The sequence below is a fragment of the Streptomonospora mangrovi genome (assembly GCF_027604915.1).
GTDB lineage: Bacteria > Actinomycetota > Actinomycetes > Streptosporangiales > Streptosporangiaceae > Streptomonospora > Streptomonospora mangrovi.
This window is the reverse complement of record NZ_JAJAQC010000005.1, coordinates 16413-41203: the sequence shown is the minus strand read 5'-3', so window position 1 is coordinate 41203 and position 24791 is coordinate 16413. Positions and strand designations below refer to the sequence as shown.

Sequence of the window (24791 nt, the reverse complement as noted above, 5' to 3'; positions counted from 1 at the left end):
GGAAAGCCGGATAAGCGGCGGGCGAAACCGGGCACACCGCATGTGTCCTGGCTCACATGTCACCGTGGACACCGCCGGGTACACGGCGTCGAATCCGGAAATGTTCGGCGACGCTGCGTCGCATCATCGTTCCTTAATGTGATTCTTGCTGGTGGGCGGCGGCGCGAACCGCCCCCGGTGTGCGTAGATGGGTGGCGAGCACAGCGCGTGCTCAGGAACCAACCGCGACGGCCGGTCCACCCCAGTCCGGCCTGGAATAGGGGAATCCACGTGCTGAAGAAGACTTTCGCCGCCGGTATCGTCACCGCCGCCTCCGCCGGCGTCCTCCTGATGGGCACCCCCGCGTTCGCCTCCGACTACGTGCAGAGCGCCGGCAACGGCGGCGTCGTCGCCGGCAACCAGGCCGTCGTCAACGCCGACATCCCGGTCAACGGCTGCGGCAACGCGGTGGCCGTGCTGGGCAACGCCGGCGCCAACTGCTGGAACTCCGGCGTCATCATCAGCAACCAGTAAGCCGCCGCGCGGCGCAGCGCGCGCCTCGGGCGCCCGCGCGCGGAATCCGTGCCCGCACGCGGGCTTCGGCGCCGGCCCCCTCAGCGGGGCCGGCGCCGGCCGCGTCCCCGGGCCAGGCCCGCCGCCCCCGCCCCGCCGCCGACAGGGCGCCCGACCGGGCACGCTGCCGGCCCCATCACCGCGCGGTCGCCCGCGCGGCACCGCCCCCCGGACAGCGCCCGGCACCGCCCGGCCCCGCGCGCCGCACCGGGGTGGCGCGGCCCCGGCGGTTGAGGACGCTCAGTAAGCTGGCCGCACAATGTCCGGTACCCGAGTGGACTGGAACGAGGTGCGATGCCGATGCGGCCCCAGGAGAACACCGAACGCCCGGCGCGGCTGCGCGTCGGCGTCGTCGGCGCCGGCCGGGTCGGCTCCGCGCTGGGCGCGGCCCTGGCGCGGGCCGGACACGAGGTGGTGGCCGCCTCGGGGGTGTCCGAGCGCTCCCGCCGCCTGGCCGAGACCCGGCTGCCCGACGCCCGCATCACCGACCCCTCCGACGTCGTGGACTCCGCCGACCTGGTCCTGCTCACCGTCCCCGACGACGACCTGGAACCCCTCGTGCGCGGCCTGGTCGAGACCGGCGCCGACGTCACCGGCACATTCCTGGTGCACACCAGCGGCGCCCACGGCTACCAGGTGCTGGCGCCCGCCACCGCCGTCGGCGCGCTGCCGCTGGCCCTGCACCCCGTCATGACCTTCACCGGCCGCGACGAGGACGTCGAACGGCTGGCCAGCGCCTCCTTCGGCGTCACCGCCCCCGACACCCTGCGCCCCATCGCCGAGGCCCTGGTGGTCGAGATGGGCGCCGAACCCGTGTGGATCCCCGAGGAGCACCGCACCCTCTACCACACCGCCCTCGCCGGCGGCGCCAACCACCTGGTCACCCTGGTCGCTGAGAGCGCCGCCCTGCTGGGCGCCGCCGGGGTGGACAACCCCGCCCGCCTGCTGGGCCCGCTGCTGGGCGCCGCGCTGGACAACGCGCTGCGCCTGGGCATGGACGGGCTGAGCGGGCCGGTGCTGCGCGGCGACACCGCCACCGTCGCCGCCCACATCGGCGAGCTGCGGCGGCACTCGCCCGAGAGCGTGCCCGCCTACATCGCGCTCGCCCGGCTGACCGCCGACCGCGCGCTGGCCGCCGGACTGCTCAAGCCGCACGACGCCGAGCGCCTGCTGGACGTGCTCCAGGACTGAGGCGGCCGGCCCCGCACCCGGAACCCCACGAAAGAGCCCCCGATGACCGACCCCATCCCCGCCCCCGCGCTCGCCCGCACCCCCGAGGAGCTCCGCCGGCTGCGCTCCCGGCTCGGACGGGTCGCCCTGGTGCCCACCATGGGCGCCCTGCACAGCGGGCACCGCTCCCTCATCGCCGCCGCGCGCGAGCACGCCGACGCCGTGGTCGTCAGCGTGTTCGTCAACCCGCTCCAGTTCGGCCCCGGCGAGGACTACGAGCGCTACCCCCGCGACCTCGACGCCGACCTCGCCGTGTGCGCCGAGGAGGGCGTGGCCCTGGTCTTCGCCCCCTCGGTCGAGGACATGTACCCCGGCGAGCAGATCGTGCGGGTCGACCCCGGCCCCATGGGCGCCGTGCTGGAGGGGGCGTTCCGCCCCGGGTTCTTCGGCGGGGTCCTCACCGTCGTCAACAAGCTGTTCAACCTGGTGCGCCCCGACATCGCGGTCTTCGGCCAGAAGGACGCCCAGCAGCTCGCCCTGGTCCGCCGCATGGTGCGCGACCTCAACATGCCCGTCACCGTCGTGGCGGCGCCCACCATGCGCGACCCCGACAACCTCGCCTCCTCCAGCCGCAACGCCTACCTCAGCCCCGAGGAGCGGCGCAGCGCCCTGGCCCTGTCCCGCGCGCTGCTGGCCGGGGCGGACGCCTCGGTCACCGGACCGGTGGGTATCCTCAGTGCGGCCCGCGCGGTCCTCGACGAGGCAGCTCAGGCCACTCCGCCGGTGACGGTGGACTACCTGGCCCTGGTCGACGCCGCCACCTTCACCGAGGTGGCCGGCGACCACCGGGGCGACGCCGTGCTGCTCGTGGCGGCGCGGGTGGGCCGCACCCGGCTGATCGACAACGTGCCGCTCACCCTGTGACCTCGGCGAGGGGCGGCGGCGGACAAGGAGGACCCCGGTGCCGGACAACCCCTTCGCCCTGCCGCGAAGACTCGCGGCGCCCGCGCCGGGCTGGACCGTCGAGACCGACGTGGTCGTGGTGGGCTCCGGCATCGCCGGGCTGAGCACCGCGCTGCGCTACACCGAGCTGTCCCCGGACGGGCGCGTGGTGCTGGTCACCAAGGACCTGCTCTCCACCGGCTCCACCCGCTGGGCCCAGGGCGGGATCGCCGCCGTCACCGACCCCTCCGACGCCCCGCTGGCCCACATGGTCGACACCGTGGTGGCCGGGCGCGAGCTGTGCGACGTCGCGGCGGTGCGCACCCTGGTCACCGCCGGCCCGCAGGCGCTGCGCTGGCTGGTGGAGCGCGGCACCGCCTTCGACCGCGCCGCCGACGGCAGCCTGGCGCTGACCCGCGAGGGGGGCCACCGCGCCCGCCGCATCGCCCACGCCGGCGGCGACGCCACCGGCGCCGAGATCGAGCGCGCGCTGATCGCCGCCGTCGCCGCCGAACCCCGCATCGAGGTCATCGAGCACGCCTTCGTGCCCGACCTGCTGCCGGTCGCCCCCGCCTCCGAGGCGGGCGGCCCCCGCGCCGGCGCCGCCGGGGTCACCGTGCACGTGATGGGCGAGGGCGAGCGCGACGGCGTGGGGCGAGTCGCCGCGCGCGCCGTGGTGCTGGCCACCGGCGGCATCGGCCAGGTGTTCGCCGCCACCACCAACCCCGAGGTCTCCACCGGCGACGGCCTGGCCGCCGGCCTGCGCGCGGGCGCCGAGGCCGAGGACCTGGAGTTCGTCCAGTTCCACCCCACCGTGCTGTGGCTGGGCGCCCACGCGCGCGGCCAGCAGCCGCTGATCTCCGAGGCGGTGCGCGGCGAGGGCGCGTTCCTGCTGGACACCCGGGGCCGCCGCTTCATGGCTGACCGCCACGAGCTGGCCGACCTCGCGCCGCGCGACGTGGTGGCCCAGGGCATCGCCGCGGCCATGGCCGACACCGGCGCCGACCACGTGCTGCTGGACGCCCGCCACTTCGGCGCCGCCATGTGGGAGGAGCGCTTCCCCACCATCCTGGCGGCGTGCCGCAAGCACGGCATCGACCCGGTGACCGAGCCGATCCCCGTCGCGCCGGCCGCCCACTACGCCTCGGGCGGGCTGCGCACCGACCTGCGCGGGCGCACCACGGTGGCCGGGCTCTACGCCGTGGGCGAGGTCGCGCGCACCGGCGTGCACGGCGCCAACCGGCTGGCCTCCAACTCGCTGCTGGAGAGCGTGGTGTTCGCCCACCGGGTCGCCGAGGACCTGGCCGCCGGCGGGGAGCCCGCCAGCGCCCGCCCGGCCGCCGCCCCCGACGGCCCCGGCGGGCTGGTCGCCCCCGAGCTGGTGCCGCGCGTGCGCGCGGTGATGTCCCGCCACGCCGGGGTCGTCCGCGACGAGGCCGGGCTGGAGGCCGCGCTGGCCGAGCTGCGGGCCGTGGCCGCCGACCCCCGCAACGCCGACGCCGTGCCCGGCACGCCCGCGTGGGAGGCCGCCAACCTGCTGACCGTGGCGACCCTGCTGGTGAGCGCGGCGCTGCGGCGCCTGCGCGCCGACGCCGAGGCCGCCGGCGCGGCGGCGGGCACGCCGGCGCGCGGCCACGTGCGGGTGGGGCTGGCGCTGGGGACCGCCCTGAAGCGGCGCGGCCCCGTGGGCGCCCCGACCGAGGCCCTCGCCGAGCTGGCCGACGTGGTCCGCTCGGGCAACCACTCCGGGGGCGGGGCGCGGGCGCTGGCCGACCGGGTCGCGGCCGCGCTGCGCGAGGACCTGCTGCTGCCCGGCGGGGGTGTGGGCGTGGACGTCACCACCGCCGCCACCATCCCCGCCGCCCAGATCCGCACCGCCGACGTGGTGGCCCGTGCTGAGGGCGTCGTGGCCGGTCTGCCCGTGGCCGAGCTGGTGTTCCACCAGGTCACCGAGGGCGTCATGGAGGTCCGCCGGCACGTGGCCGACGGCGACCGTGTCCGCCGGGGCGACGTGCTGATGACCGTCACCGCCCGCACCCGCCACCTGCTCACCGCCGAGCGGACCGCCCTCAACGTCCTCACCCACCTGTCGGGGATCGCCACCGCCACCGCCGCCTGGGTCGACGCCGTGGCCGGTACCGGCGCCCGCGTCCGCGACAGCCGCAAGACCCACCTGGGGCTGCGCGCGCTGGAGAAGTACGCGGTGCGCTGCGGGGGCGGCGTGAACCACCGTTTCGGTCTGGCCGATGCCGCCCTCATCAAGGACAACCACGTGCTCGCCGCCGGGGGCGTGGCCGAGGCCGTGCGCGCCGTGCGCCGGGCCGACCCGGGCGTGCCGCTGGAGGTCGAGGTCGACCGGATCGACCAGGTCGAGCCCGCGCTGGCGGCCGGCGCCGAGGAGATCCTGCTGGACAACTTCACCGTGGAGCGGCTGCGCGAGGCCGTGGAACTGGTGGCCGGGCGGGCCCGCCTGGAGGCCAGCGGCGGCCTCACCCTCGCCGACGCCGCCGCCGTGGCGGCCACCGGTGTGGACTTCCTCGCGGTGGGCGCGCTGACCCATTCCAGCCCAGCTCTGGACATTGCGCTCGATCTTCGGGACATTCACTGAGATCCTCCGGAACGGACCAGGAGAGGCCCCACTGATGCTGCTCGCGATCGACGTCGGCAACTCGCACACGGTTCTCGGGCTCTTCGACGACGAGGACCTGCTGGAGCACTGGCGCGTCTCCACCGAGGCGCGGCGCACCGCCGACGAGTGGGCGGTGGTGCTCCAGGGGCTGATCGGCGGCAGCTCGATGATCGGCGCCGGGGCCGTCGACGGCATCTCGCTGTGCTGCTCGGTGCCCTCGGTGCAGCACGAGATGCGCGAGATGTTCCGCCGCCACTTCGGCGACGTCCCGGCGGTGATCGTGGAGCCCGGCGTCAAGACCGGCGTCCCGGTGCGCATGGACAACCCCAAGGAGGTCGGCAGCGACCGGATCGTCAACGCGCTGGCCGCCGTGCAGCTCTACGGCGGCCCGGCGGTGGTGGTCGACTTCGGCACCGCCACCACCTTCGACGCCGTCAGCGCCAAGGGCGAGTACGTGGGCGGCGCCATCGCCCCGGGCATCGACATCTCGGTGGAGGCGCTGTCGCGGCGCGGCGCCCAGTTGCACATGGTCGAGCTGGTCAAGCCGCGCACCGTCATCGCCAAGAACACCACCGAGGCGCTGCGCTCGGGGATCGTGTTCGGGTTCGCCGGGCAGGTCGACGGGATCGTGGACCGCATGGCCCAGGAGCTGACCGACGACGCCGACGAGGTCACCGTGGTGGCCACCGGCGGGCTGGCGCCGATGGTGGTCGACGAGTGCGAGACCGTCGACGTGCACGAGCCCTGGCTGACCCTGATCGGGCTGCGGCTGGTGTTCCAGCGCAACACCTGAGCCGCGCGGGGCGGGGCGCGGGCACCGCGCGCGCCCGGTCCCGCCCGGCCGGTCCCGGCCCCGCCCGGTGTGCCGAGCGGGCCTCCGGGCGCGGATAGGATCGGGGGCGTGACTGGAGTGCTGGACGAATCGTACGACGACCTGCCCGAACAGATGCGGGTCCGGCGCGAGAAACTGGACCGCATCCGCGCGGAGGGCACCGACCCCTTCCCGCTCGGGTTCCCCCGGACCACCACCATCGGTGCCGTCCGGGACAAACACGGCGACCTCGCGCCCGATTCGGCCACCGGCGAGCGCGTCGGCGTCACCGGTCGCGTCATGCTCTACCGCACCGGCGGCAAGCTGTGCTTCGCCACCCTGCGCGACTCCACCGGCGACCTCCAGGTCATGCTGTCGCTGGACAAGCTGGGGCCCGAGTCCCTGGCCGCGTGGAAGTCCGACATCGACCTGGGCGACCACGTCGGCGTCGAGGGCGAGGTCATCACCTCCCGCCGCGGCGAGCTGTCGATCATGGTCGACTCCTGGGCGCTGACCGCCAAGTGCCTGCGCCCCCTGCCCGAGAAGCACAAGGGGCTGACCGACCCCGAGGCCCGGGTGCGCCAGCGCTACGTCGACCTCATCGTCAACCCCGAGGCCCGCTCCATGGTGCGCAGCCGCTCGGCCGCCGTCCGCGCGCTGCGCAACGGCCTGGACGCCCGGGGCTTCCTGGAGGTCGAGACCCCGATGCTCCAGCGGGTGCACGGCGGCGCCACCGCGCGGCCGTTCACCACCCACATCAACGCCTACGACCTCGACCTCTACCTGCGGATCGCGCCCGAGCTGTACCTCAAGCGGCTGGTTGTGGGCGGCATCGAGAAGGTCTTCGAGATCAACCGCAACTTCCGCAACGAGGGCGCGGACTCCACGCACAACCCCGAGTTCACGATGCTGGAGTTCTACCAGGCCTACGGCGACTACGACTCCATGGCCGACCTCACCCGCGAACTCCTCCAGGAGGCGGTCCGCGCGGTGTTCGGCACCACGGTGGTGCGGCGCGGCGACCGCGAGTACGACCTCGGCGGCACCTGGGGCTCGGTGACCCTCTACGGCACGGTCTCCGAGGCCCTGGGCGAGGAGGTCACCCCGCGCACGCCGGTGGAGACCGTGCGCAAGCTCGCCGACGCGCGCGGCGTGGAGTGGGACCCCGCCTGGGGCCAGGGCAAGCTCATCGAGCACCTCTTCGAGGAGCTGGTCGAGCACACCATCCAGGAGCCGGTCTTCGTCCGCGACTTCCCCGTCGAGACCAGCCCGCTGACCCGCCAGCACCGCGACGACCCCCTGCTCACCGAGAAGTGGGACCTCATCGGGTTCGGCATGGAGCTGGGCACCGGCTACTCCGAGCTGGTCGACCCCGTCGAGCAGCGGCGCCGCCTCACCGAGCAGTCGCTGCTGGCCGCCGGCGGCGACCCCGAGGCCATGCAGCTCGACGAGGACTTCCTGCGCGCGCTGGAGTACGGCATGCCGCCCAGCGGCGGGGTGGGCGTGGGCATCGACCGGGTGCTGATGGCGCTTACGGGGCGCAACATCCGCGAGACCATCCTCTTCCCGCTCGTCAAGCCCGAGTGAGCGCGCGGGGCGCCCGGCGGCACGCTCCGGGCGCCCCGCGCCGCCTCGTTGCGGGATCGTGATATTCGGTTGTCTCCGAAAGTCCCTGCCTGCGGGGGCTGTCCTTCAGGCCATGTTGTGAATACCGGTCCGCGGCCCGAAAGCGCGTGAAATCCCCGGTAGTGAAGGTTCTTTTCGCAGGTCATTCTCAGCTCTGAGATTTTCTCGTAAATGTGCCTGTGACCTGCGATGATCGTCTCGTCACTTTGTGTAGTCACCGGCACCTTGACGGGTTGTGCTCCTCGGCTTAGCGTTTCGAGGCAAGCGGAGTATTCCTCCGCTGGTTTGCCGTAGTGGATCGACTTGACGGTGAGTGAGGATGGCTGGGCACGGCTTCGGCGCGTTCCCGTCGTCCTTTGCCGTGAGCGCCCGCGCGCGATCTGTCCGTCCCAGATCGCGCCGACCGCGACCGCGCGCCCTCGCGCCCGCCGGTGTCCGCTTCTGTGCCAGAGAAGCGGTCCTGCCGGAGGCCGGGACCCGGTCGCGGGGAACGTCGGCGCCCGCGCGCCAAGAGGCTCGCGCCTCCGCCCCGTGCAGGCCGCTGCGGCGACGAGTTGATGTTCCGCACTCACCACGGATGAGGGAGGACGGAGTGGAACAGGCCACACTCGTACGTCGTGCCGTGAAGGACCCCGGCGTGTCCCTGATGCGCGAGGGCATCGTGCCGGCACCGGTGCCGGCACCCGAGGGGGCCCAGCCCCTTCCGGTCAGCCTGACCGACGACGAACTCCAACTGCTGGCGGAGATCGCCACCGGCGTCACCACCGACGTCGCGGCGCGCCGGCTGGAGTTGAGCGCCCGCACCCTGCGGCGGCGCCTGCGCGCGATCTGCGACCAACTGGGCGTGAACACCCCCATCGAGGCCGTCGTCTGGGCGGCCCGTCCGCGTCAGCCCGTCCGCGTCAGCCCGTCCGCGTCGGCGCGCCCGGTCCGGCCGGGCGGGCTCAAGTAAGCTGATGCGCGTCATGCACGCCACCCAGGTCACCGTCCGCCGCGCCCGCACCGGCGACGTCCCCCACATCCGGCGGCTGGTCGACTCCTTCACCGGCGAACGCCGGGTGCTCGCCAAGACCACGGTCACCCTGTATGAGGACATCCAGGAGTTCTGCGTCGCCGAACTCGGCGAAGGCGAGCACCGCGCGGTGGTGGGCTGCGGCGCGCTGCACGTGCTGTGGGAGGACCTCGCCGAGGTCCGCACGGTGGCGGTCGACCCCGCCGTCCAGGGGCGCGGGGTGGGCCACCGCATCGTCTCGGTCCTGCTGGACCGCGCCCGCGACCTGGGCGTGCGCCGCGTGTTCTGCCTGACCTTCGAGACCGCGTTCTTCGCCCGGCACGGCTTCCGGCCGATCCAGGGCACCCCGGTCTCCCCCCGCGTCTACGAGGAACTGCTGCGCTCCTACGACGAAGGCGTGGCGGAGTTCCTCGACCTGGACCGGGTCAAGCCCAACACGCTTGGCAACACCCGCATGCTGGTCCACCTGGCGCAGCCCGCCGACACCCGCGAGGGCTGACCCGGTCCCGCCGCCCCTACAGCAGCCGCATCTGGCGGTCGCGGGGCCGCCGGCGCGCGGCCGACTCCTCGTCCACCGGCATCGTCAGCGCGGGGTCGATCGCGTCCAGGAACGCCGAGGGCGCCGCGTCGGCCGTCGCGCCGCGCCGGGTGCGCCGCCGCGCCCGCGACAAATACAGCCGCTGCTGGGCCCGCGTCATGCCGACGAAGAACAGCCGCCGCTCCTCGGCCTCGTCGGTGTCCTGCGGTGCCGCGCCGGGCAGGCGGTGCGGCAGCAGCCCGTCCTCGCAGCCCACCAGGAACACCACCGGGAACTCCAGGCCCTTGGCGGCGTGCAGGGTGAGCAGCGCCACCCGGTCGGCCCGGGGGTCCAGGGCGTCGACCTCGGCGCCCAGGGCCAGCGCCGACAGGAACTCCGGCAGGTCGTCGCCGCACTGGCGGGCCAGCGGCAGCACCAGTTCGCCGGCGGTGCGCAGGTCGGCGACGGTGTCGGGGTCGCCGGAGTGCCGCTCGCACAGCGCCGCCACCGCCGTGCGCACCCGCTCGGCCACCGCCCCGCCGGGGTGGTGCGCCAGCTCGGCGGCCAGCGCCCGCACGCCCGGCCGCGCCAGCAGCCGGTCGTGGGACCGCTTCTGGTAGGGCACGCCGGCGGTGTTGAACGCGCTCATGACGGCCTGGCTCTGGGCGTCGGTGCGGTAGAGCACGCAGATGTCGCTGAAGGACAGCCCGCCGTCGCCCTCGCCGGTGACCCGGCCGCTGTCCAGGGAGTGCCAGGAGGTCCCGCCCAGCAGCCGGTCGATGGCGCGCGCCACGAACGACGCCTCGGCGCGCTCGTCGGCGGCGGCGTGCAGGCCGATGCGGGGCGGGTCGAGGAAGTCGCCGACGGCCCGCAGCTCCCGGCCGGGCACCAGCGACGACGGCGCGATGGCCTGGGCGGCGGCGGTGACGATGGTGGCGTTGGACCGGTAGTTGCGGGACAGCCGCACCGTGGCGGCGGTGGGGTAGTCGGCGGTGAAGCGCAGGAAGAACCCCACGTCGGCGCCGCGGAAACCGTAGATGGCCTGGTCGGGGTCGCCGATGGCGGTGACGTTGCCCTCGGGGCCGGTCAGCAGCCGCAGCAGGGCGTACTGCCGCTCGTCCACGTCCTGGTACTCGTCCACGCTCACCCACGGCCAGCGCGCGCGGTAGGCGGCGGCCAGCTCGGGGTCCTCCTCCAGCAGCCGCACCGCGTGGGCGACCAGACCGGCGAAGTCGACCAGGTCCAGCTCGCGCAGCCGCGCCTCGTAGGCGGCGAGCGCGGGGTCAAGGCCCTCGGCGCCCTCGGGAGCCGCGCCGGGGGCGTCGCGGCGCGCCAGCAGCCGGCGGCCCTCGCGCTCGGAGCCGGCGACCTCGGCGGCGACCTCCAGCGCCCGCGCGGCGTCGGCGATCTGGAAGGCGGGGGACAGGCCGGCGCGCTCGTGGTGCTCGCGCAGGATCAGCAGGCCCAGCCGGTGGAACGTGGCGACGGTGACGCCGGCGGCGGCCGGGCCGAGCAGGTCGGCCAGGCGCTCGGCCAGCTCCTCGGCGGCGCGCCGGGTGAAGGTGATCGCCAGGAACCGCTCGGCGGGCACCCCGCGCTCGGCGACCAGGTGGGCGATGCGCCGGGTGACCGTGCGGGTCTTGCCGGTGCCCGGCCCGGCGACGATCAGCAGGGGACCGCCGGGGGACTCGGCGGCGGCGCGCTGCTCGGGGTCGAGGCCGTCGAGGACGCCGTGTGCGGAGGGGGCCGGCGGCGCCGCCTCGGGGAACAGCGCCGGCGCGTCGGGACCCTCGGCCGGCGCATCGGGGACCTCGGCCTCTGGCGCGGCGGCCGGGTTTGCCCTAGGCGGCGCTGAGGCGGCCGCCAGCGCCCCGGCGGTGGCGGCGGCCGGTGACTCCACCAGGAGGGTGTCGGTGTCGGCGAGGAGCGTCTGGGTGCCGGTGCCGGCGGTGTCGGCGCGGGGTCCGCGCGGGCGGCGGGGTGCCGAGCCGCCCTCGGCGGGGGCGGCGTCCTCGGCGGCGGCCGGGCGGGTGGTGCCGGCCGCACCCGCGCGCGGCGCCTTCGGCGTGGCGCCGGACCCGCCGGACCCGCCGGTGCCGCCCGCGCCGCCGCCCGAGGGCGTACGGCGGGACGACTTGGCGGCGCGCGGGGTGCGGGGCGCGGCCGGCCGCAGCTCGGACTCGTCGAAGAGCGCCGGCGCGGACGCGGCGGCGGCCGCCAGCTCGCCCGGCTCGAACACGTGGATGGTGCCGTACTCGCCGTCGTAGCCGGCGTCGCGCACCACCCGCCCGGCGCGCAGCCGGGTGATCGCCTCGCCCAGCAGCGTGCCGCCGGCACGGGCGACGTCCTCCACCGGAAGCGCCGCGAGGATGTCCAGCTCCGAGCCCAGTTCGGCCACCAGCCGGCCGACCTCGCCCTGGACCCGCTTGCTCTTGGGCCCCACGCCCACGATCTCGCTGACGATCTCGGGCAGCGGCACCAGGTTGGCGAACCCGGCGGCGCCCTCGGGCCGGTGGCCCAGCGGGCGGTCGGCGAGGTCGTAGATGCGGTGGGACACCCCCACGGTCACCGGCCGCCCGCACACCGGGCAGCGCCCGCCGTGCTCGCGGGTGGTGTGGGGCTCCAGGCGCACGCCGCATTTGCGGTGCCCGTCGAGATGGTATTTGCCTTCCTCGGGGAAGAACTCGACGGTGCCGCGGAATCCGTCGCCGGTCTCCAGCGCGCGGCGGATGGCGTGGTAATCCAGGTCGGTGTCGAACCGGGTGGCCTCGCGGGCGAGCATGGGCGGGGAGTGCGCGTCGGAATTGCTGACCAGGGTGTAGGCGTCCAGTGAGGACACCGTCCAGTTCATCTCGGGGTCACTGGAGAGCCCGGTCTCGACCGCGAAGATGTGGTCGGCGAGGTCGCCATAGCAGTCGGCCACGGCGTCGAATCCGGATTTCGAGCCGAGAACGGCGAACCACGGGGTCCACACGTGCGCGGGCACGAGGTAGCTCGCCGGGTCGCTGGCGAGTGTGATCTCCAGCAGGTCGCGCGAATCCAGGCCCAGGATAGGGCGGCCGTCGGAGGCGAGATTGCCGATGCGCGCCAAATCCGCCGTGATCGCCTCGGCCGCCTCCATGGTGGGGGCGTAGAGCAAATGATGCACCTTTCGGGTGCGTTCGCCCCGTTTATAGATGGTGGAGATCTCCACTGACAGCAGGAACCGGCACGGATTCCGGCACGAGGGCGGCAGAGTGCGCAGCACCTCGGCCTCGATATCGGGCGCCAGGCGGAACAGCCCGGGTTCGGCCGGCACGAGTTTGGTGCGCAACTCCTCGCGCCAGGCAGGGTGAGTGAAATCACCCGTACCCACCACCTGAATACCCTTGCGCGCGGCCCACCACGCCAGGTGCTCAAGGTCGCAATCCCTGCTACAGGCCCGTGAGTACTTGGAGTGAATATGCAGATCTGCGTGGAACTCCACGATGAGGACCTCCCAATGCCCACGGTCGCCGTCTCCGGCGGGGCGGTGCTAACTCGCGGATGTCGGACTCGCCCCGAGTCAGGGTGCCACGTTCCGGCAACCCCCACGGCCCGCACACCGGTTATCCCGGGGGCGGGAGGCGGTGCGGGATCGGGACATAGCAGCAGGTAATCTGGGCATTGGACGGGGAAGTCCGCGCACCGCTCGGACCACCCCGGCCAAGGCGCTCCACCGGGCGGCGCACCGGCGGCCCATAACCGTCCGCGCGCCGCGCGGGCCAATCCGCGGGCGCGCGCGGTCGCGAACCGCCGTCATTTCAACGGCGATTCGGTTGCGGTCGCCGGCCGCCCGGGCCGGGCACACCCGCCGGGCCGCCCCGGAACGCCTTATACGGCGGGCTTTTGGTGCGTTCCTAAGCCTTCTTCGGGGCGGGGTCCGAACCGGTGCGCACGGTGTCTATGATGGCTGTGTTTGCTGATGCCTGCTGGTGTTTGACGATGTCCGCTGTTGCCCGCGCCCGTGTATGGGCGAGGGCGCCGCACCTCCGGGCGAACCGTGTCGCGCGGCGTCCCTCCGTGGGGTAATTGCTGCATAAAGTAACAACAAGGAAGGGGTGTGCGCTCGATGGAAGAAGTTTTGTCGGCGCTGATCCCCCCTGCTGTTGTCGCGACGGTCTTCTGCACGTTCGTCATCAAGCTGCTCCGTAAGGAGATGGCGCCGAGAACTTCGGACGGCCGCCTCGTCAGCGAGACCGACACCGCATCCGGCCGCGCGCCCGCGGGCGCCACAACGGCGACCGCGTCCGCGACCGATGGTGTTGCAGCGGATGACGGGGCAAAGGGTTCGGTGAGTTCCCGTACGGAACTCCCCGCCGATGCCCCCGACTCCGCCGACCGCTAACGGCAACGCATGGGAAAGGGGCCCGGCCGCCCCGCGCGTTAACGACTCCGGTCCCCGGGCAGGGGACCGGAGTCGTATCAGCCGTTGACCGGTCATTTGCACCGGGAGCCGTCCCAGGGCATACCTCCGCCGGGTTTCCGCCGCGCCGAGAATTGTCTTTCCGCTTCTCTCCGGCTAGCTTTACATTCAGGTGCCCTCGCACCGCTCTGCTGGAAAGGTTTGTATCTATGGCACAAAAGGTTCAGGTGCTTCTCGTCGACGATCTCGACGGCGGCGAGGCCGAGGAGACCGTTTCGTTCGGAGTCGACGGCTCCTCTTACGAAATCGACCTCAGCGCCGCCAACGCGAGCAAGCTGCGCGACGCGCTGGCTCCCTACGTCGAGGCCGCCCGCAAGGCGCCGGCCAAGAGCGGGGGACGGGCCAACCGCCGCCAGCAGCGCAGCGCGCCCAGCCGTGAGCGCAGCGCCGAGATCCGCGCGTGGGCGAAGGCCGCCGGCAAGCAGGTCAACGAGCGCGGCCGCATCCCGGCCGCCATCGTGGCCGAGTACGAGGCCGCCCAGCGCTGAGCGCGCGGCGCCGCCCGCTGACGAGTGGCGGTTGCGCGGAGCCCTCCGGACCCGAGAGACCCGCGCAAGGCCATTACCTGCCGGGCCCGCCCCGCCGGCACCGTGCTCTCCCGGGGCACGGTGCTCGCGGTGCCCGCTCACGCTCGCCCGCTCGCGTCCGATCGTGTTCGCTGAAAGCAAAGCGCCGCGCGAATGCGCACCACGGCCCGCGTGCCCCCGTTCAACGAGGGCGCGCGGGCCGTTCGCTTGCGGCGTACTTGGAACACGAAGGCCCCGATCGGTAGTTGGATGAGGGTGAACGCCCTATCGTCGGGGAAAGTCTCTTGCACGGGCGGTTGGATTCAGCAGCCTCCGTGCACGGTGTGTCCGTCGGGCGCGTCGGCGTGCCGGCCGCCGGGTCGGACGGGGTGCGGATGCGCCTCCTGGAACTTTCCCCTTGGGGCCGAAATGCGGAAAGCGAGGGTCGGAGCTTCCGTCCCTGCCTGACCGCTCTGTGAGGAGCGACGAGACATGTTCGAGAGGTTTACCGACCGCGCACGGCGCGTGGTGGTCCTGGCCCAGGAAGAGGCCAGGATGCTCAACCACAACTACATTGGTACAGAGCACATCCTGCTCGGCCTTATCCACGAGGGTGAGGGCGTCGCCGCGAAGGCTCTGGAGAGCCTGGGAATCAGCCTCGAAGCGGTTCGGCAGCAGGTGGAGGAGATCATCGGCCAGGGCCAGCAGGCGCCCTCCGGCCACATCCCCTTCACCCCCCGCGCGAAGAAGGTTCTGGAGCTGTCCCTGCGCGAGGCGTTGCAGCTCGGCCACAACTACATCGGCACCGAGCACATCCTGCTCGGCCTCATCCGCGAGGGCGAGGGCGTCGCGGCCCAGGTGCTGGTGAAGCTGGGCGCCGACCTCAACCGCGTGCGCCAGCAGGTCATCCAACTGCTCCACGGCTACCAGGGCAAGGAGCCCCAGGCCACCGGCGCCTCTTCGGAGTCCACGCCGTCCACCTCCCTGGTGCTGGACCAGTTCGGCCGCAACCTCACCCAGGCGGCGCGCGAGAGCAAGCTCGACCCGGTCATCGGCCGGAACAAGGAAATCGAGCGCGTCATGCAGGTGCTGTCGCGCCGGACCAAGAACAACCCGGTCCTCATCGGCGAACCCGGCGTCGGCAAGACCGCCGTGGTCGAGGGGCTGGCGCAGAAGATCGTCAAGGGCGAGATCCCCGAGACCCTCAAGGACAAGCAGCTCTACACCCTCGACCTCGGTGCGCTGGTGGCGGGCAGCCGCTACCGCGGCGACTTCGAGGAGCGGCTGAAGAAGGTCCTCAAGGAGATCCGCACCCGCGGCGACATCATCCTGTTCATCGACGAGCTGCACACGCTCGTGGGCGCGGGCGCCGCCGAGGGCGCGATCGACGCCGCCTCCATCCTCAAGCCGATGCTGGCGCGCGGCGAACTCCAGACCATCGGCGCCACCACGCTGGACGAGTACCGCAAGTACCTGGAGAAGGACGCCGCCCTGGAGCGGCGCTTCCAGCCCATCCAGGTGGACGAGCCCACGATCTCCCACACCATCGAGATCCTCAAGGGCCTGCGGGACCGCTACGAGGCGCACCACCGCGTCTCCATCACCGACTCCGCCCTGGTGGCCTCCGCGCAGCTTGCCGACCGCTACATCAGCGACCGGTTCCTGCCCGACAAGGCGATCGACCTCATCGACGAGGCCGGTTCGCGCATGCGCATCCGCCGCATGACCGCGCCGCCGGACCTGCGCGAGTACGACGAGAAGATCGCCGCGGTGCGCCGCGACAAGGAGTCCGCGATCGACGCGCAGGACTTCGAGAAGGCCGCCTCGCTGCGCGACGACGAGAAGAGCCTGCTCGCCAAGAAGGCCCAGCGCGAGAAGGAGTGGAAGGCCGGCGACATGGACGTCGTCGCCGAGGTCACCGAGGAGCTGATTGCCGAGGTCCTGGCCACGGCCACTGGCATCCCGGTCTTCAAGCTCACCGAGGAGGAGAGCTCCCGCCTGCTGCGCATGGAGGACGAGCTCCACAAGCGGGTCATCGGCCAGGAGGACGCCATCAAGGCGCTCTCCCAGGCGATCCGGCGCACCCGCGCCGGCCTGAAGGACCCCAAGCGCCCCGGCGGCTCGTTCATCTTCGCCGGCCCCTCGGGCGTCGGCAAGACCGAGCTGTCCAAGACGCTGGCGGAGTTCCTGTTCGGCGACGAGGACGCGCTGATCCAGCTCGACATGAGCGAGTTCATGGAGAAGCACACCGTCTCGCGGCTGTTCGGCTCGCCTCCCGGCTACGTCGGCTACGAGGAGGGCGGCCAGCTCACCGAGAAGGTGCGCCGCAAGCCGTTCTCCGTGGTCCTGTTCGACGAGATCGAGAAGGCCCACAACGACATCTTCAACTCCCTGCTCCAGGTTCTTGAGGAAGGGCGCCTCACCGACGCCCAGGGCCGCAACGTCGACTTCAAGAACACGGTCATCATCATGACCACCAACCTGGGCACCCGGGACATCTCCAAGGGCGCGGCCATGGGCTTCGCCAAGGAGGACGACGCCAAGACCAACTACGACCGGATGAAGGCCAAGGTCCAGGAGGAGCTGAAGCAGAACTTCCGGCCCGAGTTCCTCAACCGCGTGGACGACGTCATCGTCTTCCACCAGCTCACCCAGGCCGAGATCATCGACATCGTCGACCTCATGGTCGAGAAGCTGGACGAGCGCCTCAAGGACCGCGACATGGGTCTGGAGCTGCGCCCGGCGGCCAAGAACGTGCTGGCCGAGCGCGGGTACGACCCCGTGCTGGGCGCCCGGCCGCTGCGCCGCACCATCCAGCGCGAGATCGAGGACGCCCTGTCGGAGAAGATCCTGTTCGGCGACCTCAAGGCCGGCCAGATCGTCGTGATCGACGTCGAGGGCGAAGGCACCGAGGCCAAGTTCACCTTCCAGGGCGTGCCCAAGCCCGAGTCGGTCCCCGACACCCCGCAGGTGCAGGAGACCGCGGCGGGCAAGGGCGAGTAGCCCGGCGCGCACCGGCCGGAGCACGCTCCGGCCCGCGCTCCCGAGCGAGCGGCCAGGGGGCGGTCCTACGGGACCGCCCCTTTCGCGTGCGTGGGGCGGGACAGGCGGGCGGGGACCCGGATCGGCGGCGCGGCCCGATAGGGTTTGCCCGTGGTTTCTCCCGACAACCTCCCGCAGCAGCCCGACCGGCCCCAACCGCCGGGGCCGCACCAGCAGGGCGCCCCCGACGCCGGCGCTCCCGGTGCGCAGCAGGGCGCCCAGGGGCCGACCGGCCCGCACCCCGGGCAGTTCGGCCGGCAGGGCCACCCCGGCCAGCCCGGCCCGCAGGGACACCCCGGGCAGCAGGGCGAGCACGCCGCCCACGGCGGCCCCAGCGCTCCCGGCGCCCCCGGCCAGTACGGACCCGCGGGCGGGCCGAGCGGACCGGGCGCGCCCGGCCAGTACGGACCGCCCCCCGGCGCGCCCGGCTACGGCGGACCGCCCGGAGGACCGCCCTACGGCGGTCCCCCGCAGCAGGGCGGCGCGCGGCGCCGCTCCGGCGGCGGCGCCCTGTGGTGGGTCCTCGGCGCGGCGGCGGTCGTGCTCGTGCTGGTGGTCGCCGGCGGCGGCGCGGTCGTCTACATGTCCATGAGCGGCCCGCCCGGCCCTCCCCCGGGCGCGGATTCCGGCAGTGTCGAGCCCGGCGACATCGAGGGCGTGCGCACCTTCGACAACCTGGACCCCACCCACACCGAGGAGCCGGTGGAGTACCCGGTGCACCCGCCGGTGGGCGGCCCGCACTCGCCGATCTGGCTGGACTGCGGCGTCTACACCCAGCCCGTGCCCGACGAGAACGCCGTGCACTCGCTGGAGCACGGCGCCGTGTGGATCACCTACAACAGCGGCTCGGTGTCCGCCACCGACCTCGCCACGCTCGAAGGGCTCTACCGCGACGGCGACTACCTGGTGGTCAGCCCGATGGACGACCTGCCCGGCCGGATCGTCGCCTCGGCCTGGGGCAAGCAGCTCGTCCTGGACTCCGCGGACGACCCCCGGCTGACCGAGTTCCTCAACACCTACGTGCAGGGCCCCCAGACCCTGGAGCCCGGCGCGCCGTGCAGCGGCGGCACCGGGATCACCGGCGAGCCGGTCTAGGCGGGTTAGGCGGTCCACCCCCCGGTCGCGGGGGCGGGAGCCACGATGAAGGGGGGCGGGCGCCCAGGCGCCCGCCCCCCTTCATCGTGTCCTCCGTGCCCGGCGCACCGGGCACCGCGGCTCAGCCGGGCAGCGCGTAGGTGCCGTCCTCCAGGGGGTCCACCAGGCCGTCGGCGACCAGCGCGTCCAGCGCGCGCTCCCGCTGGATCGGCTCGTCCCACACCACGTCCAGCGCCGCCTTGGGCACCGGGGTGGTGGCCTCGCGCAGCACCGCCAGCAGCCGGCCGCGCACCTGGCGGTCGGTCCCGGCGTAGGTCTGGCCGCGCCGGGGCGGGCCGTCGTAGGGCGGCTTGCCGGCCAGCCGCCAGGCGCACAGCCCGGCGATGGGGCAGTCGGCGCAGGCCGGCGAGCGGGCCGTGCACACCAGGGCGCCCAGCTCCATGACCGCCACCGCCCACCGGGCGGCCACCGCCGGCTCGGGCGGCACCAGCGACTCGGCGAGCGCGACCTCGGCCCGGGTCTGGGTCTTGGGCGGGTACTCCACCCCGGTGCTCGCGCGGGCCAGGACCCGCCGCACGTTGGTGTCGAGCACGGCGTGGCGCTGGCCGAAGGCGAAGCTGGCCACCGCCGCCGCCGTGTAGGGGCCCACGCCCGGCAGCGCGAGCAGGTCGGCGTGGGAGTCGGGGACCTCGCCGCCGTGGCGCTCCACGATGGTGCGGGCGCAGGCGTGCAGGTTGAGCGCGCGGCGGGGGTAGCCCAGCCGGTTCCACATGCGCACCGCCTCGCCCGAGGGCTCGGCGGCCAGGTCGGCGGGGGTGGGCCAGCGCGCCATCCACGCCTCCCAGGCGGGCAGCACCCGCACGACGGGGGTCTGCTGGAGCATGATCTCGCTGACCAGCACCGACCAGGGGGAGGCGTCGGGGCGGCGCCAGGGGAGGTCGCGGGCGTTGGTCTCGTACCAGGCGAGAACCGCTGTGCTGTAAGGGTTGTCGAACATGCGCAATCGGTGTGGGGTTCGGCGGGTTGAGTAGGTGCGGCGCGGGGAAACCCGGAATACTACGCGCCATGGCGTCAAGTGCTGGACATCCGGGACCGGTGAGTCCCGAAACGTATTGGAGAAGGCGTGTCTTCGTGCTGGTGGGTGTCCTCGTCGTCGTGGCGCTGATCACCTACGCGTGCACCCGCGCGTCGTCGGAGGAGAACGACGGCGGCGCGGCCGGCGGCGGCGAACCCAGCGCGTCACCCGAGGAGTCGCCGTCCCCCAGTGTCTCACCTTCGGCCTCTCCCAGCGCCTCGCCCAGCGCGTCCCCGAGCGCCGGCGAGGACGCCGAAGGCGGCGGCTCCGGCGGCGCGGCCGGCTCCGGTGGCGCCGGCGGCGGCGCCGGGGGTTCCGGTGACGACTCCGGCGGCGGCTCGGACGGCGGCGGATCCGGCGGCGGGTCGGTGGCCGTCCCGGTGCGCGCCGAGGACCCCTGCCGGCCCTCCGACATCGTGGTCACCATGGAGGTCACCAAGTCCGACCACGACTGGAACGACCGGCCGAAGTTCGAGCTGACCCTGGTCAACACCGCCGAGCAGACGTGCACGGTGGACACCGGCCGCAAGGCCATGGAGATCCGGATCACCTCGGGCGAGGACCGGGTGTTCTCGACGGCCGACTGCGTGGAGGGCTCGGGCGCCGAGCGCCAGCAGTTGCGGCGCGGGGTGCCCTACACCACCACGTTCACCTGGGACCGCACCCGCTCGTGGAAGGACTGCCGCGACGACGAGGTCAACGCCAAGCGGCCCGGCACCTACGTGGCCACGCTGCACAGCGACTACGACGAGGGCGCCGAACCCCAGGTGTTCCGGCTCAACTGACGCGCCGTCCCCCGTCGTCCCCCGCCCCCGAAGGATTCACCGCGCCCCCGCCGCCCGGGTCACCGCCCCGGCGCCGGGGGCGCGGGTGTGCGCGGCCCCGGGCCGGCCGGCCCGGCCGGGCCGGCCCGGCCAGGCGGGCGGTGTGCGGGCGGCTCAGTCCTGGCGCTGGCGGGCGGGGAAGGCCGCGCGCAGCGCCGCCGCGACGTCGTCGACCCCCACGGTCTCGATGCCCTCCACCGGCTCCTCGCTGTGCCGGGGCACGATGGCGCGGGTGAACCCCAGCCGCTGGGCCTCGGCCAGGCGCCGCTGCACGGCGCTGACCGCGCGGACGTCGCCGGCCAGGCCGACCTCGCCGATGGCCACCAGGCCGCGCGGCAGGGGTTCGTCGCGTACCGAACTCGCAACGGCCAGCGCGAGCGCGAGGTCGACCGAGGGCTCGCCCAGCCGCACCCCGCCCACGGTGGAGGCGTAGACGTCGGCGTTGGCGATGCGCACCCGCGCGCGGCGCTCCAGCACCGCCATGACCATGTTCACCCGCGCGGTGTCGAGGCCGGAGGTGGCGCGGCGCGGCTGGGGGAGGTTGGACGACGCCACCAGAGCCTGGACCTCGGCGATCAGCGGCCGGCGGCCCTCAAGGGTGACGGTGACGCAGGTGCCGGGCACGGGTTCGTTGCGGCGGGTGAGGAACAGGCCGCTGGGGTCGGGCAGGCCGATGATGCCGGAGTCGGTCAGCTCGAAGCAGCCGATCTCGTCGGTGGGGCCGTAGCGGTTCTTCACGGCGCGCAGCATGCGCAACTGGGAGTGGCGGTCGCCCTCGAACTGGAGCACGACGTCGACCAGGTGCTCCAGCAGCCGGGGGCCGGCGATGGAGCCGTCCTTGGTGACGTGGCCCACCAGCACGGTGGCGATGCCGCGCTCCTTGGCCAGCCGGATCAGCGCGCCGGCGACCTCGCGGACCTGGGTGACGCCGCCGGGCACCCCCGTGACGTCGGGGGAGACCATGGTCTGCACGGAGTCGACGATGAGCAGGGCGGGCGCGACCGCGTCGACGTGGCTGACCAGCGCCGCGACCGAGGTCTCGGCCGCGAGGTAGAGCTTGGGCGAGAGCGCGCCGAGGCGTTCGGCGCGCAGCCGGACCTGGCCGGTGGACTCCTCGCCGGTGACGTAGAGCACCGGGCCGGCCTCGGCGCACAGCGCGGCGACCTCCAGCAGCAGGGTGGACTTGCCCACGCCGGGTTCGCCGGCGAGCAGCATGACGCCGCCGGGCACCACGCCGCCGCCCAGCACGCGGTCGAGTTCGTCCAGACCGGTGGGGGTGGCGTGCGCGGCCTCGACGCTGATGTCGGTGATGGGCTGGGCCGGGGCGGTGACCCGGGCCGGGGCGATCACGGTGGTGGCGGGGGCGCCGGCCTCCTCGACGGTGCCCCATGCCTGGCACTCGCCGCAGCGGCCGACCCACTTGAACGTGGTCCAGCCGCATTCGGCGCAGCGGAACGTGGTCTTCGCAGCCTTGGCCATGGTCTGCACGGTAGCGGCTGGCGGTGACATTCCGCGCCGCCGCCGTCGCGGGGCTCGGCGCGGGGAGCGGCGGGGCCGTCGCGGGGACCGGCGCCGCCCGCCGGCGGCGGCGCGTGTCCGGCTCCGGCGTGCCGCCCGCCCGCGGACACCCTGCGTAGTAGCGTGGTCGCGTCAAGTCGTTGGCCGGATGCGGTCCGCGCGGTTGACCGCCCGCACGCGCGCGCTGACATTCGGTGCGGCACCCCGCCGCGATCCCGGTGCCGCAGACCCCTCGCATCCCCGCATGCGTCCTTCGCATCCGCGCGCCGGACCGGCGCGCCCAGCACGAGGAGTACCGCGTGTCCGCACCGTCCGCCCGCCGCCGCACCGCCGCCGCCCTCGCCGCGCTCGCCGGAGCCGGCGCCCTCCTGGGTCCCGCCGCCGCGCACGCCGAGGACCTCTCCGCCCGCTACGTCGCGCTCGGCGACTCCTTCACCGCCGGGCCGTTCATCCCCCAGCAGTACGGCGACCCCGCGCTGTGCCTGCGCTCGCGGAACAACTACCCCAACGTGGTCGCCGAGGCGCTGGGCGCGGCGGAGTTCGTGGACGCCAGTTGCTCGGGCGCCGAGACCCGGCACATGACCGAGCCGCAGACCCTCGCGCTGGACACCGCGCCGCCGCAGTTCGACGCGCTCACCCCCGACACCACCCTGGTCACGGTCGGGATCGGCGGCAACGACCTCGGCTTCGTCGACATCGCGCTGACGTGCCTGGCGGTGAGCGTGACCGACCTCACCGGCGACCCGTGCCGCGACCACTACACCGACGCCCAGGGCCGCGACGAACTCGCCCGGCGCATCCCCGAGACCGGCGACGCGGTCGGCGAGGTCCTGGCGGGCATCCGCGAGCGCAGCCCCGAGGCCACCGTGGCGGTCGTGGGCTACCTCGAACTCCTGCCCGCCGACAAGGGGTGCCTCCAGGTGCCCTACGCCACCGGCGACATCCCCTACCTCTACGGCGTGTGGGAGGACCTCAACGCCGTGATCGAGAAGGAGGCCGCCGAGGCGGGCACGGTGTTCGTGGACGCCTCCGGCCCCGGCCACGACATGTGCGCGCCGCGTTCGCAGCGCTGGGTCGAGGGGATCTTCCCCACCCGCCCGACCGCGCCGGTGCACCCCAACGCCGACGGCATGGCCGAGGTCGGCGACCGGGTGCTCACGTCGCTGGGGGTGCGCACGGACAGCCCGCTGGTGTGAGCGCGCGACGGGGCGCAGGGGCCGGGGGAGCCGCGCGCCGGGGGCCGGGGCGGCACCGGCGGCCGCATCACCGCCGGCACCTCAGTACTCGCGCCACCACAGGTTGACGGCGTAGTCCACCTCCAGGCCGGGGTGCTCGGCGATGATCTCCTCGGCGAGGGCGCGGTCGAACTCGATCCGCACCACCGCCTCGAAGTCGGCGCGGCGCTCGAACCTCCAGCGCATGGTCAGCGGGGTGCGCGCGAAGCCCTGCCGCGCCCAGAACCGCTCCACGGCCTCGGGGTCGTAGCGCGGCAGGAAGCGGCGGAACCACCCGCCGAAGGTGCTGCGGGTGGCGTCGTTGTCGATGACGAACGCCACACCGCCCCGGCGCATCACGCGGCGCAGCTCGGCCAGGCCGGGTTCGCAGCCGGGGCCGAAGAAGTAGGCCCAGCGGGCGTGGGCGAGGTCGATCCGGGCGTCGGGTACCGGCAGGTTCTGCGCCACGCCCGTGCGGACCTCGACGTTGGCCAGCCCGGCGGCGGCCGCCCGCGCCCGCGCCACCGCCGCCAGTTCCGCGTGCGGCTCGACCCCGGTCACCCGTTCGGCCTCGCGGGCGAAGCGCGGCAGGTGGTAGCCAGTGCCGCAGCCGATGTCGAGGACGTGCGCGCCGGCGGGGCCGCGCACGGCGCGCATCGCGGCGTCGATCACGCCGTCGGGGTCGACGGCGTCGTTCTCCAGCTCGTAGGTGCCGGGGCTGTTCCAGATGTTGGGGCTCGGTATCGCGCCCGCCAACGCTGCTGCTCTCACCCGAGGAAGGATAGGGACGGGCGGGGAGCCGCGATCGGCGAACAGCGCATACTCTTGGTGGAGTGAGCGCTATCCAGGTTCCAGACGCGCCGGTTGTCCTCTCCACGGCGTCGGTCTACCCGGAGAAAACACCGGCGGCGTTCGAGACCGCCGCCAAGCTCGGCTATGACGGTGTGGAGGTCCTGGTCTCCTCCGACCCCGTGAGCCAGGACATCGACATGCTGCGCCGGCTGTCGGACTACCACGGTGTGCCGATCCTCGCCGTCCACTCGCCGTGCCTGATCTTCACCCAGCGCGTCTGGGGGCGCGACCCCTGGGGCAAGCTGGTGAAGTCCAAGGAGATGGCCGAGGCGCTGGGCGCCAAGACCATCGTCGTCCACCCGGCCTTTCGCTGGCAGCGGGAGTACGCCCGCGAGTTCGAGCTGGGCGTCCAGCGCATGCAGGAGGAGACCGACGTCGTCTTCGCGGTCGAGAACATGTACCCGGTGCGCATGCGCGACCGCGAGGTCGTGCCCTACGCGCCCAGTTGGAACCCCCTCGACCGCGACTACCCCGACGTCACCCTCGACCTGTCGCACACCGCCATGTCGCACTCCGACGGCATGGAGATGGCCAAGCAGTTGGGCGACCGGCTCTCCCACGTCCACATGGCCGACGGCACCGGCACCCAGACCCTCGACGAGCACCTGATCCCGGGCCGGGGCACCCAGCCCTGCGCCGAGCTGCTGGAGCACCTGGCCACCACCGGCTACCGGGGCCAGATCGTGCTGGAGGTCAGCACCCGCAAGGCCGCCGACCGCGAGACCCGCCACCTCGAACTCGCCGAGGCGCTGGCCTTCACCCGGCTGCACTTCGCCGGAATCCACACCGACCCCGCCGCCGACCCCCGGGGCGACCGCCGCGAGCGCATCGCCCTGCGCCGCCGCGACGCCGAGTCCCCGCCCCCGCGCACCTTCGCGGTCAGCTCCGAGGGCACGGTCGACCGCCGCGCCTGAGGGCGGCTGAGCCCGTCTCAGCCCGTCTCAACCCGCTGTCCCCGCCGC

Annotated in this window: 19 protein-coding genes; 15 read left to right on the top strand and 4 right to left on the bottom strand. The window is 73.7% G+C overall.

Going from position 1 to position 24791, the window contains the following annotated elements; all coding sequences use genetic code 11:
- Window positions 1-270 precede the first annotated feature (270 nt).
- The 8 genes from LG943_RS04250 (at window position 271) to LG943_RS04215 (ending at window position 9241) form a co-directional block, all read left to right on the top strand.
- Window positions 271-513, top strand: coding sequence for a chaplin family protein (locus tag LG943_RS04250; RefSeq protein WP_270070838.1), 243 nt, complete (start codon window positions 271-273; stop codon window positions 511-513).
- A gap of 339 nt (window positions 514-852) precedes the next feature.
- The gene (locus LG943_RS04245; protein WP_270071013.1) at window positions 853-1743 is read left to right on the top strand and encodes a Rossmann-like and DUF2520 domain-containing protein; all 891 of its coding nucleotides are present in this window, start codon (window positions 853-855) and stop codon (window positions 1741-1743) included.
- Window positions 1744-1785: 42 nt separating this feature from the next.
- Window positions 1786-2646, top strand: coding sequence for a pantoate--beta-alanine ligase (panC, locus tag LG943_RS04240; protein ID WP_270070837.1), 861 nt, complete (start codon window positions 1786-1788; stop codon window positions 2644-2646).
- A gap of 37 nt (window positions 2647-2683) precedes the next feature.
- The gene (locus LG943_RS04235) at window positions 2684-5272 is read left to right on the top strand and encodes an L-aspartate oxidase (protein WP_270070836.1); all 2589 of its coding nucleotides are present in this window, start codon (window positions 2684-2686) and stop codon (window positions 5270-5272) included.
- A 34-nt stretch (window positions 5273-5306) separates the two neighbouring features.
- Window positions 5307-6086 carry a type III pantothenate kinase gene (locus LG943_RS04230; RefSeq protein WP_179767790.1) on the top strand — a complete coding sequence of 260 codons (780 nt, stop codon included), beginning with the start codon at window positions 5307-5309 and terminating at the stop codon, window positions 6084-6086.
- A gap of 108 nt (window positions 6087-6194) precedes the next feature.
- Window positions 6195-7691 carry a bifunctional lysylphosphatidylglycerol synthetase/lysine--tRNA ligase LysX gene (gene lysX / locus LG943_RS04225; RefSeq protein ID WP_270070835.1) on the top strand — a complete coding sequence of 499 codons (1497 nt, stop codon included), beginning with the start codon at window positions 6195-6197 and terminating at the stop codon, window positions 7689-7691.
- A gap of 631 nt (window positions 7692-8322) precedes the next feature.
- A complete protein-coding gene (locus LG943_RS04220) occupies window positions 8323-8682 on the top strand; it encodes a LuxR C-terminal-related transcriptional regulator (protein ID WP_408648538.1) in 360 nt (119 codons plus the stop codon).
- A 13-nt stretch (window positions 8683-8695) separates the two neighbouring features.
- Complete coding sequence (locus LG943_RS04215) at window positions 8696-9241, top strand: amino-acid N-acetyltransferase (protein WP_408648544.1); 546 nt, start codon at window positions 8696-8698, stop codon at window positions 9239-9241.
- 16 nt (window positions 9242-9257) lie between these two features.
- On the opposite strand, the gene LG943_RS04210 is transcribed toward LG943_RS04215, so the two are convergent.
- Window positions 9258-12725, bottom strand: a complete 3468-nt coding sequence (locus LG943_RS04210; protein ID WP_270070833.1) for a UvrD-helicase domain-containing protein — start codon at window positions 12723-12725, stop codon at window positions 9258-9260.
- 624 nt (window positions 12726-13349) lie between these two features.
- Between LG943_RS04210 and LG943_RS04205 the strand changes: the two genes are divergently transcribed.
- The 4 genes from LG943_RS04205 to LG943_RS04190 all read left to right on the top strand — a co-directional run bounded on the left by LG943_RS04205 (window position 13350) and on the right by LG943_RS04190 (window position 18346).
- Complete coding sequence (locus tag LG943_RS04205) at window positions 13350-13625, top strand: hypothetical protein (protein WP_270071011.1); 276 nt, start codon at window positions 13350-13352, stop codon at window positions 13623-13625.
- A gap of 227 nt (window positions 13626-13852) precedes the next feature.
- Entirely contained in the window at window positions 13853-14191 is a 339-nt protein-coding gene (locus tag LG943_RS04200) for a histone-like nucleoid-structuring protein Lsr2 (RefSeq protein WP_179767786.1), read from the top strand.
- A 510-nt stretch (window positions 14192-14701) separates the two neighbouring features.
- Window positions 14702-17212 (top strand): ATP-dependent Clp protease ATP-binding subunit, encoded by a 2511-nt coding sequence (locus LG943_RS04195; RefSeq protein WP_270070832.1) that lies wholly within the window; start codon window positions 14702-14704, stop codon window positions 17210-17212.
- A gap of 150 nt (window positions 17213-17362) precedes the next feature.
- Window positions 17363-18346 (top strand): DUF3105 domain-containing protein, encoded by a 984-nt coding sequence (locus tag LG943_RS04190; protein ID WP_270070831.1) that lies wholly within the window; start codon window positions 17363-17365, stop codon window positions 18344-18346.
- A 121-nt stretch (window positions 18347-18467) separates the two neighbouring features.
- On the opposite strand, the gene LG943_RS04185 is transcribed toward LG943_RS04190, so the two are convergent.
- Window positions 18468-19343, bottom strand: coding sequence for an HhH-GPD family protein (locus LG943_RS04185; protein ID WP_270070830.1), 876 nt, complete (start codon window positions 19341-19343; stop codon window positions 18468-18470).
- A gap of 134 nt (window positions 19344-19477) precedes the next feature.
- Between LG943_RS04185 and LG943_RS04180 the strand changes: the two genes are divergently transcribed.
- Entirely contained in the window at window positions 19478-20206 is a 729-nt protein-coding gene (locus tag LG943_RS04180; protein WP_333486323.1) for a hypothetical protein, read from the top strand.
- Window positions 20207-20359: 153 nt separating this feature from the next.
- Here LG943_RS04180 and radA read toward each other — a convergent pair whose 3' ends face one another.
- Complete coding sequence (gene radA / locus LG943_RS04175; protein ID WP_270070829.1) at window positions 20360-21724, bottom strand: DNA repair protein RadA; 1365 nt, start codon at window positions 21722-21724, stop codon at window positions 20360-20362.
- A gap of 338 nt (window positions 21725-22062) precedes the next feature.
- On the opposite strand from radA, the gene LG943_RS04170 reads away from it, so the two are divergent.
- Window positions 22063-22959, top strand: coding sequence for an SGNH/GDSL hydrolase family protein (locus LG943_RS04170; RefSeq protein WP_270070828.1), 897 nt, complete (start codon window positions 22063-22065; stop codon window positions 22957-22959).
- An 81-nt stretch (window positions 22960-23040) separates the two neighbouring features.
- Here the strand turns inward: LG943_RS04170 and LG943_RS04165 are convergent, their stop codons facing one another.
- Window positions 23041-23634, bottom strand: a complete 594-nt coding sequence (locus LG943_RS04165; protein ID WP_270071009.1) for a class I SAM-dependent methyltransferase — start codon at window positions 23632-23634, stop codon at window positions 23041-23043.
- A gap of 176 nt (window positions 23635-23810) precedes the next feature.
- Here LG943_RS04165 and LG943_RS04160 point away from each other — a divergent pair, with 176 nt between their 5' ends.
- A complete protein-coding gene (locus LG943_RS04160; protein ID WP_270070827.1) occupies window positions 23811-24743 on the top strand; it encodes a sugar phosphate isomerase/epimerase family protein in 933 nt (310 codons plus the stop codon).
- Window positions 24744-24791 lie beyond the last annotated feature (48 nt).

What these genes read in the sequence shown, in the direction of transcription:
- LG943_RS04215 (WP_408648544.1), top strand. Translation starts at nt 8,696, where the DNA reads ATGCACGCCACCCAGGTCACCGTCCGCCGCGCCCGCACCGGCGACGTC.
- radA (WP_270070829.1), bottom strand. Translation starts at nt 21,724, where the DNA reads ATGGCCAAGGCTGCGAAGACCACGTTCCGCTGCGCCGAATGCGGCTGG.
- LG943_RS04200 (WP_179767786.1), top strand. Translation starts at nt 13,853, where the DNA reads ATGGCACAAAAGGTTCAGGTGCTTCTCGTCGACGATCTCGACGGCGGC.
- panC (WP_270070837.1), top strand. Translation starts at nt 1,786, where the DNA reads ATGACCGACCCCATCCCCGCCCCCGCGCTCGCCCGCACCCCCGAGGAG.
- LG943_RS04245 (WP_270071013.1), top strand. Translation starts at nt 853, where the DNA reads ATGCGGCCCCAGGAGAACACCGAACGCCCGGCGCGGCTGCGCGTCGGC.
- LG943_RS04195 (WP_270070832.1), top strand. Translation starts at nt 14,702, where the DNA reads ATGTTCGAGAGGTTTACCGACCGCGCACGGCGCGTGGTGGTCCTGGCC.
- LG943_RS04230 (WP_179767790.1), top strand. Translation starts at nt 5,307, where the DNA reads ATGCTGCTCGCGATCGACGTCGGCAACTCGCACACGGTTCTCGGGCTC.
- LG943_RS04165 (WP_270071009.1), bottom strand. Translation starts at nt 23,634, where the DNA reads ATGCGCGCCGTGCGCGGCCCCGCCGGCGCGCACGTCCTCGACATCGGC.
- LG943_RS04185 (WP_270070830.1), bottom strand. Translation starts at nt 19,343, where the DNA reads ATGTTCGACAACCCTTACAGCACAGCGGTTCTCGCCTGGTACGAGACC.
- LG943_RS04205 (WP_270071011.1), top strand. Translation starts at nt 13,350, where the DNA reads ATGGAAGAAGTTTTGTCGGCGCTGATCCCCCCTGCTGTTGTCGCGACG.